The sequence below is a fragment of the Acinetobacter sp. YH16042 genome (assembly GCF_013417245.1).
GTDB lineage: Bacteria > Pseudomonadota > Gammaproteobacteria > Pseudomonadales > Moraxellaceae > Acinetobacter > Acinetobacter amyesii.
Genome location: NZ_VPEJ01000020.1, coordinates 40,847 through 57,409 on the forward strand (window position 1 = coordinate 40,847; position 16,563 = coordinate 57,409).

Genomic DNA, 16,563 nt, shown 5'->3' on the forward strand with positions numbered 1-16,563 from the left:
TCCAATACTTCACACCAAAAACAACATGACCATCAAAAAAGTATCGTCTATCGCTAAACTCGAAGACTTAGGACGTGTTCAACTTTCAAAGTCTTTCTTTATGCGTGACTTCTGATACCCTCATCCCCCGCCTTCTCCCAATGGGAGAAGGAGCTTTCATTACGAATCATATAACAACATGAATTTAATATTGAAAGTCCCCTCTCCTTCAAGGAGAGGGCTAGGGAGAGGTTTTAGAAAATTATTAATGTGAGCGAGTTTTAAATTCCTATCCCGCAAAGGAGAGCTAATCATTAATACTTTAAAAAATTCTCCAACTCATTCGCCCTTTCTGCTGTCATATCCATGAAACAGCCAGCACTGGTTACACGTACAATTGAACCGCCATTCGGATCATAATAAAAGTTACAGTTCGCATCCCGATACTTCATCCATAAACGCTGTGTATTTTGCAGTTCTTTTTTACGTGTTGCGCTTAAGGTGTTCATCAAATTTTTATAAGCTTCATTTAAACGTATATCCTGACGTTTTGTTTCCGCTGCTGTGCACTCCACCATGCTTGCAGTCACACCGCCAGCTTTGTCCATACACGCTGTAAAATGCTTACTCAACGATCGGTCTTCTGCCTGTGCCATTTGTATAAAACCCAAAACAACCATCAGCGCGCATATAAATTGCTTAATCATAACTATCCCTTTATAAATTTATAGATACAAATGTCTTTACTAGGAATACCATTTTTATTTTTCCATTCATTTCCACACTAAAATAAAATAACAAAAACAGTGCACATATCCATACTAATTTTAAGCACTGTTCTATTTATAGAAAAATCTAATGCAAATTTCGCTCTGTAATCCATAAACACCACCTGCCTATAATTCAACCATGATTTAAAAAACCAGATATGAATAGGTACAAAAATGAAATCAACCATCTTAGCAGCACACCAATACGGCCAACCTGAAGTGCTCGAATTTGCACAATACGAACTGCCTCCACTAGCTGCAGGCATGGCACGCATTCACGTTAAAGCCTCTGGTATTAACCCCATTGACGCACGTCGCATGACAGGTGAATTTAAACATGCGGCCCTACCGCAAACCTTTGGTACAGAATATGCAGGCATCATTGCAGAAGTAGACAGCTCTCAAAATGAATGGACTGTTGGCGATGAAGTGCTCGGTTCAGGCGGTGCTTTTACCCATGCAACCGTGATTGATGTACCACTAGCAAATTTGATCCGTAAACCCCAAAATATTGATTGGTCTATTGCGGGAACAATTGCAGGCGCAGCACAAACGGCCATGACCATTTTAGATGAAACGGGCCCTGCTCAATCTTTACTGGTACATGGCGGCTCAGGCGGAGTCGGTTCAATTGTGGTACAGCTCGCAGTAGAAAAAGGCATTGAGGTTGTCGCAACAGCATCAGCAGCCAATCAAGACTATATTCGCAAACTAGTCGCTACACCTGTCACTTATGGAGAAGGTTTAGTTGAACGTCTAAAAGCAGTACATCCAACACCTTTTGATGTCTCTATTGATATGATCGGCTCGGAAGAAGCAACTCAATCCTCTCTTGCTGTGGTCAAAGTTGGCGGATTTATGGGAAGTATTGCTGGTAGAAAATTATCTTCAAATAAAATTCAGCCAGTATGGGTTAAACGTAACACTAAAAACTTACAACATATCGTCGATGGAATTGCTGAAGGTCGTTTCACATGGACAGTCAGCCGTGAATATGAATTTAAGAATGCGCAGCAAGCCTATAGTGATATTTTAGAAGGTCATACCAAAGGTAAAAGTGTTTTGGTTTTTGAATAACTCACTGTTTTAAATTTAGATTCAGCCAAAGCGTTTTGATCATCATTAGCCTGAGCAAATCGTTAAATTTTGCTTAGGCTTTTTTATGTTTGAATTGCAATTTTTCAATATAATTAGTCTGCACTAAAGGCTACAATGTACGTTAAATTTAATAAAAATTTAAATCATGCATAAGATAATTAAACATATGATTAAACACATAATAGCCCTGTCCTTACTCAGTCTTTGCTTAAGTATAGCCCAAGCGGCTAAACCTGAAGTTTTTGAACCTAGCTTCCCTCAATTTTGGGACAGTGCTGCCAACCGTAAAAACACTAATCAGTTCTATGCACTGGGACAAGCCACCTTTAACAACAATGTGAAAGTACCTATGTATGGCGTCACCGTTGAAAATCCGATGGAGGATGGACTACTTAAAGACGCAAAGGCCTGTGGCAAAAATGATTGCATCTATAAATTTACCTTAACGCCGCAACAAGCTAGTCAACTCAAATTAATTGTGCTACCGAGTATCGGCTTAACTTTAGTGCCAAAATCATGGAATAACATACAAGCTGCTGCAGGAGCGAATGGTACTGGCTCTGTGGTGATTATGAATCCGCAGGGAAATGAGGCAATTGATTTATACAATTCATCGGCATGTGTAGGCTGTGGTCTGCCCTATGCCACTCTTTATTTTCCACATATTCTGAAAGAAAGTATAGAAAGTGAATTTGGTGGCTATGTCGATCCGCATAAAAAAATAAATCTCGTACATCCATCCAAAACCACCGCGTTTTTTAGCTATCAAATCCCCAAATTCGGTGCAAAAACCCATGGCATTGCTAAATACTATGATGAAGATACCTTTAATAAAGTATCGAAGTGACACTAAATGCAGAACATCAGGATTTAGCACGTCCAATCTTGAATTTTTATAACGCGATGCATTAAAAAGTAAGATGAGTGCACTCTCGATTGGTTTATCAATATTAGGCATCCTCTTTGTTGTGTGGATGTATGCCCTCGTTTTCAGTGAGAAAATACCCTCATTAAACTTTAGCAAATTACAATCTCTTTGGATTGAGGGTTGGCAGCGCTTTAAGCGGCAACCATTTTATTTGATGTGCTATGCACCCTTTCGTCTATTGAAATGGCTTCTATATCAACTCGGATCATTATCACTTAAGCTTTTAAAGTTTTTGATAAACGTGATTATAGAAATCATTTTTAATTTTATATTACGTGGAATTTGGTTCGTCTTTAAAAGTTTATTTCTTGCTATTTTCCATATTTTCGATTGAAAATATTTCAGTTAATACTAAATATAAGGTCTAAATCTGTAGATATTATTTTTTCTGCATCTGCTCAAGTCGTTTCAATATATAGCTGAGTCAAGGCGTATTTTCATTCTGCATATACAACACATCATTGGAAGCCATACAGGACAAAGCAGACAATACTGATTAAATGATTTTAATATTCCATCAATCATTTATAGATACAGACACAATCTGCTTATTATACAACCCTGAACTTAACATTTTGCTTGATGGTAATGTTCATCCACAAATTAGCCATAATCAATATTTAAGACTAAACATTAACGAACGATACCCAATTTATTCCAAATTTCTGGGGTTAAAAATTTAGTCACCAATTTATTCAAATCGACATAACGCAGTACGCCTTGTAATTGTTGTTTAATTTCAGGCGTCTTTAATATTTCATCCCCCGTGATACTACCAAGCTCTTGAAAGCTTTCGCCTACAGCCTGTAGACCATCGGCTTTAATTACGGCCTGCGTTTGCGTAGAACATTGCTCCACCAAGATTCGTTGCATGACCTGCGCCAAATTTTTATCGAGTTGTGTTTTTTGCGCATCACTGACGTTACTGTATTGTTTTAAATCTGGATGTGCTGCCAATGCAGAAAAGGTCCATTGTAAAACCGCCTTTTTATCCGCCGCAGTAGTCGATTTCACTAAACATTGACTGAGCTGATCGACCGTCGGACTCGCCAAACTCACCTGAGTCGTTCCGAGCATCATGAGCGTCAATAAAGCCAAACCTGTTGGTCGTGAAAAACGTAGATGTAATTTTTTAGATAAACCGTAAGCCATAGACCAAACTCCCAAAACTTGAGTCACCTTTGTATCATGAAGTGCTGTATTTGCTGTTTGGTCTATGTAACTCAACTATTCATTTTTGCTAGTCGGTGCATAGATGAGAGGATGAATCGTCGGTCTTCTATTCCAATACCAGTAAAAATGTCCATGGGTATCGAGCAAACTATGGGTGGTCAATGTCGATTTATTGCTATCCCCTCGCCAACATGCAAGTGCTGCATTACGGTTATTATGTAGGTCAATAAACTCAGGATTCGAATATTTGGGTTTCGCAGGAATATATAAAGCATCTCCGGGATTAACCCATAAATCTGCCAAGTAAATCTTGCCTAGATTTGGAAAATAGCGTCCCACTGAGATAACCAGTGGCAATTGATCCTGATCTGTCGCGCTAAAAATATGCGGAAAGTCATGATGTTCTAAATCAGTAATGACAAATGGCGTTAAAGTTTTACAGCCATTTAAATTTGATGTTGCATTTTCATAAGGCAAATAATGCCCTGCCATCATGCCGTATTCATAATGAATTTCTGATAGTCGTTTTTGATTTGAATGAATCTGAATCGCTTCACCTGCCTGAACTAAGGTGATACCAAAAGCTGCCGCGGTTTCTTTGCTTGCCACCAATGGCATAAACTCGAAGTGTTGCCCTTCAAATTCAAGCTCAGTCTGTTTGCCCCAATCGGTAATTATCGTCGAAATTTCGGAAGGAACCGTGTAGGGATTTCCCATCGTCATTTGCGCATTGGTTGGTGACTCGGTAATTAAATGAATCCCTGCCCCAAGTGATGCTAAATATGTTGGATGCCCACGATCATTCAAAAAGAACGGTGTTTGCTCGATATTGACTGTAATTTCTGTTAATTCTCGGTCAAATAATGGTGCATTAAAATAAGTTTCATTTACTGAACTCATGGTTTTTCCTTATTATTTTTAAAACTTTGTTTGAGTACATGATTGAATCAGGATAAAAGCTTATTTCCCCAAATGGCTTTTATCCTGTTGAAGTTTATTTCATACGATTCAACATATTTTTTGCCCCTGCGTGGTTATAGTTGGTCGCTAAGTTTTGTAAGATGCCTTTTGCTCTTGCATTGGCGTTTGGATAACTTTTGCTATATGCAGGCACTGATGTTAAGCATTTTGCAACGAGCATGCCTGATTCAGCATAGGCTCTATTGGCATTTGCACCATTTAATTTGCCATAGCTATAAGCACGCTGTGCATTATTACAAGCGGTGACTTGGTTTTTTCCGGCATTCAGGTCACGTCGTGCATTCACATATAAGCGCATTTGTATCTGTTGCGATGTTTCTGCAACTGGTTTCACTACAGGTTTTTTTTCAGGCTCTTTGGCTTTGGTTTCTTTTTTAGTCTCTACTTCTTTTTTTGCTTCCTCTTTCGCATTGCTTTTTGTTGTCGTTGCTTTGGCTTTGCTTGGTGTGGCTTTTTTAGCTACAGTTTCTTCTTGTTTATTATAGTTTTTGCGACGTTCTTCGGGTCCAATAATTGCTGTATACAAACTCACTAAGCGGGTTTCAGAACGGTCATTTAATTTACGCTCTGAAACGGGTTCAATAGCAACCATCCAACGTTGTCCATCTGCCTGACTACACTGAAACACACCTGTGCTCTGTTTTATACTGCTATAGGTCGCTAATAATTTACGACTCCATGCATTTTTGACTTGGTTCAAATTGCTTTTATTCAGTTGAATAAATTTGCCATTTTTGGCTTGGCAGTAACTGCTCATATTTTGCTTGGGTATGAGCGATTCTGCTTCCATATTTTTCTTTTGTGGTCCCCAATCATAGACGTATTCTTTCGCCTTGCCATTTGAGCTATTTAGCCCTTTTTGATTGATCACTTCTTGTGGTGATGCATAATGATTAAATGAATTTGGGTTTAAACTCTGCATGGTGGTACAACCATGTAATGCAAATCCAATACTCCCCACCCATAAAATTGCCTTTAAATTCACAGCAAAAATCTCAAAAAATTCACCCTTAAAAAATAGCGTAATTTAGTGCCTTTCACAATTTTATAATCTTGATTTTATTTATTATTTTTATAAATTTAATCACTAAAATCGTACACGTTTGAGATGTGTGCATATGTTGTTAATTTTAATTTGATGAATTTCACATTTTATTTAAGTGTATTTGTTTATCCTTGGTGAACGGTCATCATCGTTCCCTTTTAGGTTATTTCGCAAGCATTTATGTATCGCTATGTGCTTATCAAATCTGCCATCAGAACAAGCCTCTATTATTAATAATAATATAAAGCTGGGCCTATCCATGATTCGAGCGACAATATGGAATCGAGTAAAAAAACAGCTCATCTAAAAATATTAATCTATTGATTTTATTGAAATATATTAACTTAAAATTAAAGTCATAAAAAAACCTGCATTTTAGTGCAGGTCTATTTTAAACTTATAAAATCAATTATTAATTTTTTCTTCAAACGCTCTTAAACGCTTATAAATAGAAATCAGTTCGATAATGGTTGTCCATGAGGAAATCAGGTATTGGAAGGAATCACGTACACGCCCAAAGACATTTAAAATTTGCATTAATATACCGAGCGTAATTGTTCCCGCAGCAATACTTGGAAACAAAATAAAATATCCATAAATATTATCCAGTTGCATGTACCAAATACGAACCAGATTGAAATAAGCGTAGTGGAAATACAGTCTAAAATAATTAAAACGAACTTTAGTAAATAATTCTTTTAATGTGAAAGGGTCTGCTCGATCTGCATAATCTTCACCATAAACTAACTCTTTACGATATGCCGCTTCGACTTTTTGATTATTAAACTCCAAACCCGGTAGTTTATAACCCACCAGCATTAAAATAACCGTCCCTAAAACCGCCCAAAGGACTGCCGCCCAAACCAATGCATAGGCGATTTCCCCCACGACAGGTAATTTCTTTACATGTGTTGATAAAGTTAGCAGCACAGGTAGAAATGCAATTAAGGTCATCACCGATTCAACTAAGCTAACCCCAAGTCCTTCTGTGGTTCTCGCAAAACGCATCGTGTCTTCTTGAATACGCTGTGAGGCACCTTCGATGGTTCTCAGTTTTTCCCAATGCGCTGTATAAAAGTCATTCATCGCAGTACGCCAACGAAAAACATAATGACTGACGAAAAACAGGTTCAATACCGCCAGTGTGACATACACCATGGCCACATAGAGAAAAGTCAGTATCTCAGAATATAGCATCGTCACTTCGCCCCCACCACCTGAAAGCATTTTCTGGATCAGGTCATAGAATGGGTTATACCAAGCATTGATCACGACATTACATTCCACACTAAACCAAACATTAAACAGAATAAGTGCGGTTCCCCACACTGACCATCGCTGCCAAGGATTATCTGATTTGATCTTCCAAAAGGCTGCAAAAAGCGCCGTTGCTACAAAAAACCAAACATAGAACCATAAAAATTTGGGACTCCAAAATCGGCTGACACCAATAGGTAGTTCTGCAATATGATAATTTGCAGGTAAACCAAATATCGTACCCCAACTATTACCACCGCTATACCACAAGACAATATTGATTACGAACCATAGAAGGAATGATCCAAAAAACCATTTTGGATTTGGAAAAAACGATTTAAACATTGGCCCTACATTTCCCTAAATCTTTGTTTTTAGTTTGAGTTGCTGATGATAAGTTTTATTTCATCAATTTTGTTATTCGGATTGAATATTTAACGCTGTTTAATCTGAAATTTAACAATCAAATACAAGACGACACATCATTCTGTTAGCTTAAGCATGAAAACTGAAAATTGCCTTAAATTCCTTTATTGATCAAGTCATATTGATGATTTGGTCATTGTTTGTGGAACAAAAAACGCATCTTAAGCATACAGATACACTTAAAAAATTTGTAATTTTATAAATTTTCTTTGATATCAATAAATTAAAATCCATAAATTATTTAACCATTATTTAAACTTAAGTTATGGAATTCTCTAAAATATTTTCTGCGATGTAGCTCACGTCATTTACAAAACATGTTTCTTCACCAATAATATGCTAAGTTCAATTAACAACCTATGCTTGGGGAAGTAAAATGGAAAGTGCAATTGTTGAATTACTCAAACCAATTACATTAAATAAAGAAAATTGCAGTCCTTTGGTTTTTGAAACTGGTACCGTTCTAAAAGTGATTATGCAAACGCCAGAAGGCCTTTTGGTAAGTAATGATGACAAATTTAACTTTATGATTTCATTGAAAGATAAGAATGAAGTTTGGCGCGAAATTTAATTTTCGCCTCACTTTGTGATTTGTTTTTAAATCATATTTATTCTAAGAAATTTAATCATACAATTATTGAATAAACAGGATAAGGTTCTTAAATTCCATAAAAAAAGAACCCTCCTTTTAAGCAAATATTTTTCATAACTTAGCTTAACGTTTAAATCCGTAAATCATATTTTTCTAAAATCGCATTGGTTTTCTGATGCAATCCCTCAAAATAGACTTTACTCACCAGTGCTGAAGGCTTGTTTTTTGGCAATGGCCGAATTTCATGTGCGTGCGGAAAACGTTCAGTAAAATCAAATCGTTGAACCACTTTTTTAAACTCATCCATCACAAGATTTTCATCTTTACAAAAGACATCATAGGCTTGCTGTTTTTCTGCATCCCAAAACTGCTTAAATGCATCTTGAACACTTTGGCCATTCAGCATTCGTGGCATTTGTTCATCAATAAATTTCTGAATCAAATCCATTTTTTTATACATTTTTCGGTCATTACTGAGTAAAGATTGGAGTTGTTGCTGCTGTTTCGCTCTTTGAATCGAGGACGGTGGCGCAGCAGCAATCATATTTAATAATGTATAAATATAATCCTGATTTACATAATCACTAATAATAAAATCTAAAGCAAAATTCACGTCACGTAGCACTGAATCTTTTTCAACCGCTGTACCTTTATTTATTCTGTCATACAAATCTTTATATTTAGATTTATAGTCCTCAAGTTCTTGCGGCACTATAACTGCTTTATCAACATCAAAGTCTGTATACATTTTCAGTTGTGAATGTAGACGAATCACATCACGAAAAGCTTGAATAAACTGCAACTGCTGACTTTCGAGTTTTAGATCATCTACTGACTGACACTCAGGTGTTATTTTTCTTAATTCACTAACACACTTATTAAATTCTGCTAATTGTTGATCCAACGGTGGCACAATCACTTGCTCAAAATTTTGGTCGTCTGCAAAAGTAGAAAGAGCTTTATCTGTTGCCTGCTTTAAATTTCTAAAACACACGACATTACCAAAAGCTTTAGTTGGTTTGTAAATACGGTTTGTACGCGAAAAAGCCTGAATTAATCCGTGATATTTTAAGTTCTTGTCGACATAAATCGTATTGAGCGGCAATGAGTCAAACCCAGTCAGGAACATATTCACCACCAACAGCAAATCAATTGGTGGCCCTTTCAGCTCCCCAACTTCTTTAGGTGGTTTAGGGACTTTGAAGTACTTAACGCGATCACCTAGATTTTTATAATATTCATAAAATCCTTCGTCACAGTTATAGCTAGTCAGATGGCGCGTATTAAATTCTGCAATGATCCGTTCAAGTTGCGCTTTACGCCCCATATCAACTTGACTCGGCTGTTCAAGTTCTTCTTCAGAAATCGTACCTGTTGTGGAGTCATTGGCGTCGTTTGTCGTGTCCTGCGCTCCAAAAGAAAAAATCGTACCAATCACTAAAGGGGTATAAATTTCTTCCTTCTTGTCCGCTTCTGCAACCAACTCTGCTTGGACTTTGGCAAATATTGCATAATATTGAAGCAGGACATCTACTGAGCTGACACAAAACATTGAACAAAATTCGCGTTTTGCAGTTTTTTTGTCATGATTTTTTAAAATATAACGTACAATTTTTTCTAAGCGCTCAGGGTTGTCATACAGTTCTTTAGTATCGATGCCTTGTATTTTTTCATCACCTGCATTCACCTGATGAGCGGTAAATTGTCCTACGTAATCAATTTGAAATGGTAAAACATTTTTATCTGCTATCGCATCGACAATCACATATTTATGCAGTCGTTTAGGGAATAGATATTCTGTGGTGTATTTCACGCCACCAATGCTTTGACAGTTCACAGGAAAAATAGGCGTGCCTGTAAAACCGAACATTTGCGCCTGTTTAAAGAAGCGTTTGATATTTTGGTGAGTATCACCAAATTGACTGCGGTGGCATTCATCAAAAATAAATACGACTTTTTTATCTGCCAAATCGGCGATCAATTCTCTGAATTTAGGGAGTGTAATTGCGTTATTCAGCTTTTGAATGGTCGTCACGACCAATTTATCTGTGAGTATATTGCTTTCATTTTTTCGTGAGTTCAGCCGTTTACCGATGAGCTGTTCGACCAATGTTTTGGTGTTGGTCGTTTGGTCTACGCAGTCGGGAACAAAGGCATTGAACTCTTTAGTGGTTTGATTATCTAGGTCTTTGCGGTCCACAACAAAAATTACTTTTTCTATTTCTGGCAACTGACGCATGATTTCACTGGCTTTAAATGCCGTGAGTGTTTTACCCGAACCCGTTGTATGCCAAATATAGGCATGATCGGTTGAGGTTTTCACATGCTGAATCATGTTTTCAACTGCATAGACTTGATAAGGTCGTAGCACCATTAAGCATTCATTTGTTTGATGCTGAACGATGTATTTACTGATCATTTTCGTAATATGTGTGGCGTTTAAAAATGCTTCGGTAAATTTACTCAAATCATTAATTGCTTTGTTGTTTTCATCGGCCCATGGAAATGTAAAATCAAATAGTGGCGTACCGTGTGAATAATATAAGCAATTTACGCTGTTGCTAATGACAAAGAGCTGTATATAGCCAAACAAACCTTGTCCAGAGGTATAGGCATCTTTACTATAGTTATGCACTTGGTGAAACGCTTGTGCGATTTCTACGCCACTGCGTTTAAGTTCAACTTGTACTAATGGAAAACCGTTGATCAATAACGTTACATCAAAACGGCTGGTTTCTGTACCACTCTCACCGTATTGGACCGTCACTTGGTTGGTCACTTGAAAAATATTTTTTGCTGCATCATCACTTAAAAAGCGCAGTGTTTGGGTCGTACCGTCATCATGTTTAAGCTGATATGAACCACGTAAAAGTTTGGCTTTGCCAAAAATCGTATGTTCACTGCTCAGGTAATTCCACACCTGTTCCCATTGCTCATGTGTAAGTGGCGCAGTCAGTGCGTTAAATTTCTCTATTTGATTTTTTAAGTTTAGGAGTAAAGCTGTTTCGTTTCTGTACTGAACACGTTCGTACCCTAAAGTTGTTAAATGCGCTATAAATTGGTTTTCGAGTTCGAGTTCTTTTTGGGTCGACATTTATAATACTGCTCAGTTTTTAACTATTGGTATGTATATCTTTTGATTCTAATAGATTTATTATATTTTTCAATCTTTTAAATTCATCAAATAAACACCTAAACTGATGATACAGATCACTGTTTTTTCTTTAAGAAATCCTTCAGTACTTTCTTAAATAAAAAAATTCCCACATTTGAATAAATGCAGGAATTTTATAAAACCTTATAAACAATCAGACAAACATCTGCTGTAACAAGCCTTTTTTCCATTGTTTGGCTTGTTCAATTTGCTGTGCAACAGTTTCAATTTTTTGGTCAATCACTGTCAGAAAATTAGCGATTTTAGTTTGTTCTTCTAGGCAAGGATTAATTACTGATACTTTCTTTAAATTTTCTAAATTTAATTTTGGCTGTGCTGTGCCTGAGTTGAATTTTTCATAATTTAAACTTTCCAAATAAGTTGCTAAGAATAAATTATTTCCTTGTTTAGACTGAAAAATATGGGCATGATTATTTACCCAGAATTGCCCTTCCACAATAAAGGCTAGTGGTGATGAACGGGTCAAAATATTAGCTCCATCTTCCCCAATCAAAATATATTCTCCATCAAACAAGTAATCATCAACATAATCAATTACGCCTGATGCACCATAGTAACGATAATCGCCTTGTCGTTTCTGTCTTTCGCCTTCACTTAATGGAATACGCTTACTATTGGAAAATTTAACTACCTCACCTAACGTAGTTTCCTGCCACTCACCAAACTCACTCTCATCATCCGCTTTAAAACGAATCTGCTGACTAAACAGCTTTTGCATCATACCCTGTTTATATTGGCTAAGTAGCTCATATTTTTGAGTCAGTTGGCTAATCTTTTCATCCACTGCTGAAAGAAAAGAAGCGATTTTGATTTGTTCCTCTTGCTTGTTAGGCAATGATATTAAACACTCATTAATGTCACCTAGATTAATTTTTTTAGGGAAAGCTACATGGATAATTCGTTTGTGTAACTCATTTTTAAAAAAAGGTGTTCCTATGTATTGATTCAGAAATGGTGTACTTACATTAGCTTTAGGTCTAATTAAAGCTAAACTAACGTAATATGCTAATGGTTCACTGTCATTAACGATAGCCGTAGCACCAATTTCACCAGCCGTAATGCGCGTCATTAAAATGTCGTTTAGTTGAGGCTTATTTTTGAAGTCTTTTTTAAATGCTTCTGCAGTAATAAATTTATCACTGTCATAAGGTGACTGAATATTTTCAACACTAACGAATTTGATGCCTGACTCTACATAGTTGGGAGTTTGATGCGTCCCATCAAAAACCTTAGAAATTTTATCTAAACTAACCTTACTCCAATCCCCATCAAACTCTTTAAACCGTAATTTAGGTGAAGTCATTACTTCACCTCCGCAAACGGAGAGTCAATGCCTAATTCCTTACAGAAGCTCGCAATCACTGCATCAGTCTTTTGACTTTTCACTTCTAAGGCTTGAAGCTGTTTCGCTATTGCATCTAAATCAATTTCTTCTTCTGCTTCAAAAGTATCGACATAACGAGGAATATTCAAATTGAAATCATTGTCAGCAACTTCTTGCAAACTTGCCACATATGCATATTTTTCAATATTCTGACGATTTTCAAATGCACCAACAATATTATCTAAATGCTCAGGCAAGAGCTTGTTTTGATTCTTTTGCTTATCGAACTCGTTGCTCGCATCAATAAATAAAATATTGTCGCTATGCTCACGGTTTTTCTTCAACACCAACACACAAGTCGGAATAGTCGTGCCATAGAAAATATTGGCAGGCAAACCAATAATCGTATCAATCACATTTAACTTTTCAATTAGATGCTTACGAATATGCCCTTCACTCGAACCACGGAACAAAACCCCATGCGGCAGTACAATCGCCAAAGTCCCATTTTCATCTAACTGATAAAGCATGTGCTGTAAAAACGCCATATCTGCCTTAGAACTTGGAGCTAACTTGCCAAAATCACGGAAACGCGGATCGCTTAAGTATGACTCACTCGCAGACCACTTTGCCGAAAATGGTGGATTCGCTACAATCGCATCAAATTTCAGTTCCATATGCTGTGGACGTTTTAAAGTATCTTCCTGCTTAATTTCAAACTTTGAATAATGCACATCATGCAAAATCATGTTCATGCGCGCCAAGTTATATGTCGTACGATTCATTTCTTGACCATAAATCGCATCCACATCACCAACTTCACGCTTTACACGTAGCAATAAAGATCCTGAACCACAAGTCGGGTCATATACACTGCGTAGACGTTCTTTACCTAAGGTGACAAGTTTTGCAAGCAAAGTCGAAACCATTTGCGGTGTATAAAACTCACCTGCTTTTTTACCAGCACCTGAAGCAAATTCACCAATGAGAAACTCATAAGCATCGCCTAAAATATCAGACTCAGTATTCGATAGATCAAAATTAATATCGTCTAAATGTACGATCACACGGCTAATCAGCTCATTGCGGTCATCTGGCGTATTACCTAACTTGGTCGAACTTAAATCCATGTCTTCAAACAAATGTGAAAAATCATCGGCCGCATCTGTACGCAATGTACTTTGCTCAATTGCCTTAAGGGTTTTAATTACATCATCCAAAATGTATTTTTTTGCTCGAGCTAATGTTGCCATACTGTGGAACAATTCTTGTGGCGCTAAGAAATAGCCCATACTGGCAAGACATTCTTCACGAACAGCACTCAAATATGCATGATTATTTTCAGTATCTTCGACCAATTCTGTAAACTTAATTTGATCCGGCGCCAAAATTTCGTTGGCATTATTTTGAATTTTTTCAGACAAATATTTGTAGAAGATCAAGCCCAAAATGTAATCACGGAATTCATCTGCCCCCATTTTACCACGCAAAGTATTGGCAATATTCCAGAGTTGTTTTTGCAGTTCTTGAAGCTGGACTTGAGTCATTGTTGTACCAAAAAATGTTTTTAATTAATCATAAAAAAAGCCGAACCCGAAGGTTCGACTTTTTTGAATTTTGGTGGAGATGGCGTCAATTAAACTCAACTCCTAAGCTATTGATTTAGTGAACCATAAAGCCAATAGCATTTTTCCTGTACCCATTTTTTACCCAAATTAGATTTAGTGCATTGAATCACAAAATTTATTTTGTTCAAATCCATTAACAGGATTTAAAATGGTGTCCCGATTTTAACACGTATGCATTCAACATTAAAAGATATGTTATAACATTCCTTTTTTATATTTGTTTTTTTCATGTATCATTCAAGAGTACAACTTCAGGGTGAAAGTTATGTTTGACAATATAGATGCTTTAAAAACAAAATTAGATCAGCATCGTCCTCTTTCTCCTGCAATTGTAAAAAATCTACAAGAAGATCTTATTGTTCGCTGGACATATCATTCAAATGCAATTGAAGGCAATACACTGACATTGCTAGAAACAAAAGTGGTTTTGGAAGGCATTACCGTTGGTGGAAAAGCATTACGAGAACATTTCGAGGCAATTAACCATAGAAATGCGATCTATTATGTTGAAGATATTATTCGTAAAGAAGAACCTTTTTCTGAATGGCAGATTCGTAATATCCATCAACTCATTCTAAAAAATATCGATGATGACAATGCAGGACGTTATCGCCAACAAAACGTGTTGATTTCAGGTGCTACGACTAACCCACCCGACTATACACTGTTGAATGATAAAATGGCTCAGCTTGTCGATTGGTACAATACTGAGGCACATAAGCTACATCCTATTGAACGTGCAGCTAAAGTACATGCAGACTTTGTAGGCATTCATCCATTTATTGATGGGAATGGTCGTACATCACGCTTATTGATGAATCTCGAATTACTTAAAGCTGGATATCCGCCTTGTGTGATTACAGTAGAAAATCGTTTGGCTTACTATGAAGCTTTAGATCAATGGATGGCTTATGGTAAAACTGAAGCATTTATCCAATTAGTTTCTGAGGCTGTGCTTGATGGATTTAAACCATATCAAGTTGTATTGGGGATTTAAATTTATTCTGATCCTAGACAGTATCATGGACAATCGATCCCTCTAAATTCTTAAAATAATTCTGTTCAAAAGCTTCAGGGCTTAACCAGCCATTTGCAGAATGCCGTCTAATTCGATTGGGCTTTGTTGCACAAAGCTGTTCTTAAGGACTTCTTCGGCAATATAATTTCCAAATGAAGAAGCCTACACACAAAATCTATCGCACAACCAATTGGCCCGCATATAACCGAGCTCTCATTAATCGTGGGAATATTGCTATTTGGTTCGATCCAAAAACACAATGGTATGTACAACCACAAGGCAAACAAGGTCGAAGTCAAACCTACTCCGACATAGCGATTCAATGCTGTTTGATGATCAAATCTCTATTTAGACTCACTCTACGCATGGTTACTGGCTTTGCTCAAAGCTTAATTAAACTTTGCGGATTAGATTGGACAGCTCCAGATTACACTACGCTTTGTAGAAGACAAAAACATATTGATATTCAAATTAGCTATCAAAAAAGTAATGATAGGCTCCATCTACTTGTCGATTCCACGGGATTAAAGTTTTTAGGTGAAGGTGAATGGAAACGTAAAAAGCATCAGCCCGAATATCTTCGCCAATGGCGTAAACTCCACATTGGTATTGATGCTGAAACCTTGCAAATACGGGCACTTCAGCTCACGACAAACAATGTCAGTGATTCACAGGTACTTGGTGATTTACTCGATCAGATTCCACAAGGTGAGCAAATTGACGCTGTTTATACCGATGGAGCTTATGACATCAAGCAATGCCGTCAGGTCATTGCAGATCGGCAAGCGCATGCAGTGATTCCACCAAGAAAAAATGCGAAACCTTGGAAAGATACAAAAGCTCATACTCAGGAGAGAAATGAATTACTTCGAACAGTTAAACATTTAGGAAGAACAATATGGAAAAAATGGTCAGGCTATCATCGCCGAAGTTTGGTCGAAACCAAGATGCATTGCATGAAATTATTAGGCGATAAACTGAATGCTAGAAAGTTTGACAGTCAAGTCAACGAAATTCATGCACGTGTAGCGGTGAAATAAACTTACGGAATTAGGCCAACCTCATATCCAAATTGTCACTTAAATTTGAGTAGATATGGGAAATCTTAATTTTTAAATCTTTGTGCAACAAAGCTCTTTAAATCTCCCAAGTGGAAGTATCCTGTTATT

General features: G+C 36.9%; 11 protein-coding genes and 2 pseudogenes. 5 read left to right on the top strand and 8 right to left on the bottom strand.

All coding sequences use genetic code 11. The features are described from left to right. Positions 1-293: 293 nt before the first annotated feature. The gene (locus FTV37_RS13070; protein ID WP_180040422.1) at positions 294-686 is read right to left on the bottom strand and encodes a lysozyme inhibitor LprI family protein; all 393 of its coding nucleotides are present in this window, start codon (positions 684-686) and stop codon (positions 294-296) included. Positions 687-923: 237 nt separating this feature from the next. On the opposite strand from FTV37_RS13070, the gene FTV37_RS13075 reads away from it, so the two are divergent. Together FTV37_RS13075 and FTV37_RS13080 are read left to right on the top strand one after the other, a co-directional pair. Beyond that, entirely contained in the window at positions 924-1,826 is a 903-nt protein-coding gene (locus FTV37_RS13075) for an NADP-dependent oxidoreductase (protein ID WP_180064051.1), read from the top strand. Between the two features lie 187 nt (positions 1,827-2,013). Further along, positions 2,014-2,759, top strand: a pseudogene (locus FTV37_RS13080) (DUF4850 domain-containing protein). A gap of 649 nt (positions 2,760-3,408) precedes the next feature. On the opposite strand, the gene FTV37_RS13085 reads toward FTV37_RS13080, so the two are convergent. The 4 genes from FTV37_RS13085 to sbmA form a co-directional block, all read right to left on the bottom strand. Then, positions 3,409-3,855, bottom strand: a complete 447-nt coding sequence (locus tag FTV37_RS13085; RefSeq protein ID WP_257224341.1) for a hypothetical protein — start codon at positions 3,853-3,855, stop codon at positions 3,409-3,411. Between the two features lie 147 nt (positions 3,856-4,002). Further along, complete coding sequence (locus FTV37_RS13090; protein ID WP_180064053.1) at positions 4,003-4,848, bottom strand: hypothetical protein; 846 nt, start codon at positions 4,846-4,848, stop codon at positions 4,003-4,005. A 94-nt stretch (positions 4,849-4,942) separates the two neighbouring features. Next, positions 4,943-5,914, bottom strand: a complete 972-nt coding sequence (locus tag FTV37_RS13095) for a hypothetical protein (RefSeq protein WP_180064054.1) — start codon at positions 5,912-5,914, stop codon at positions 4,943-4,945. Between the two features lie 465 nt (positions 5,915-6,379). Beyond that, complete coding sequence (gene sbmA, locus FTV37_RS13100) at positions 6,380-7,576, bottom strand: peptide antibiotic transporter SbmA (protein ID WP_180022286.1); 1,197 nt, start codon at positions 7,574-7,576, stop codon at positions 6,380-6,382. Positions 7,577-8,033: 457 nt separating this feature from the next. On the opposite strand from sbmA, the gene FTV37_RS13105 reads away from it, so the two are divergent. Then, on the top strand, positions 8,034-8,228 hold the full coding sequence (locus FTV37_RS13105; RefSeq protein WP_078189992.1) for a hypothetical protein: 195 nt from the start codon (positions 8,034-8,036) through the stop codon (positions 8,226-8,228). Between the two features lie 151 nt (positions 8,229-8,379). Here the strand turns inward: FTV37_RS13105 and FTV37_RS13110 are convergent, their stop codons facing one another. From FTV37_RS13110 to FTV37_RS13120, 3 genes are all read right to left on the bottom strand, one after another. Beyond that, entirely contained in the window at positions 8,380-11,343 is a 2,964-nt protein-coding gene (locus FTV37_RS13110) for a type I restriction endonuclease subunit R (protein ID WP_180064055.1), read from the bottom strand. A gap of 214 nt (positions 11,344-11,557) precedes the next feature. Further along, the gene (locus FTV37_RS13115; RefSeq protein ID WP_180064056.1) at positions 11,558-12,727 is read right to left on the bottom strand and encodes a restriction endonuclease subunit S; all 1,170 of its coding nucleotides are present in this window, start codon (positions 12,725-12,727) and stop codon (positions 11,558-11,560) included. Beyond that, positions 12,727-14,295, bottom strand: coding sequence for a type I restriction-modification system subunit M (locus FTV37_RS13120; RefSeq protein WP_180064057.1), 1,569 nt, complete (start codon positions 14,293-14,295; stop codon positions 12,727-12,729). The genes FTV37_RS13115 and FTV37_RS13120 overlap by 1 nt, the downstream gene beginning before the upstream one ends. Before the next feature lie 346 nt (positions 14,296-14,641). On the opposite strand from FTV37_RS13120, the gene FTV37_RS13125 reads away from it, so the two are divergent. Then, positions 14,642-15,373 (top strand): Fic family protein, encoded by a 732-nt coding sequence (locus FTV37_RS13125; RefSeq protein ID WP_120403233.1) that lies wholly within the window; start codon positions 14,642-14,644, stop codon positions 15,371-15,373. 173 nt (positions 15,374-15,546) lie between these two features. Beyond that, positions 15,547-16,477, top strand: a pseudogene (locus FTV37_RS13130) (IS5 family transposase). Positions 16,478-16,563 lie beyond the last annotated feature (86 nt).

What these genes read in the sequence shown, in the direction of transcription:
- FTV37_RS13070 (WP_180040422.1), bottom strand. Translation starts at nt 686, where the DNA reads ATGATTAAGCAATTTATATGCGCGCTGATGGTTGTTTTGGGTTTTATA.
- FTV37_RS13075 (WP_180064051.1), top strand. Translation starts at nt 924, where the DNA reads ATGAAATCAACCATCTTAGCAGCACACCAATACGGCCAACCTGAAGTG.
- FTV37_RS13085 (WP_257224341.1), bottom strand. Translation starts at nt 3,855, where the DNA reads ATGATGCTCGGAACGACTCAGGTGAGTTTGGCGAGTCCGACGGTCGAT.
- FTV37_RS13090 (WP_180064053.1), bottom strand. Translation starts at nt 4,848, where the DNA reads ATGAGTTCAGTAAATGAAACTTATTTTAATGCACCATTATTTGACCGA.
- sbmA (WP_180022286.1), bottom strand. Translation starts at nt 7,576, where the DNA reads ATGTTTAAATCGTTTTTTCCAAATCCAAAATGGTTTTTTGGATCATTC.
- FTV37_RS13105 (WP_078189992.1), top strand. Translation starts at nt 8,034, where the DNA reads ATGGAAAGTGCAATTGTTGAATTACTCAAACCAATTACATTAAATAAA.
- FTV37_RS13110 (WP_180064055.1), bottom strand. Translation starts at nt 11,343, where the DNA reads ATGTCGACCCAAAAAGAACTCGAACTCGAAAACCAATTTATAGCGCAT.
- FTV37_RS13115 (WP_180064056.1), bottom strand. Translation starts at nt 12,727, where the DNA reads ATGACTTCACCTAAATTACGGTTTAAAGAGTTTGATGGGGATTGGAGT.
- FTV37_RS13120 (WP_180064057.1), bottom strand. Translation starts at nt 14,295, where the DNA reads ATGACTCAAGTCCAGCTTCAAGAACTGCAAAAACAACTCTGGAATATT.
- FTV37_RS13125 (WP_120403233.1), top strand. Translation starts at nt 14,642, where the DNA reads ATGTTTGACAATATAGATGCTTTAAAAACAAAATTAGATCAGCATCGT.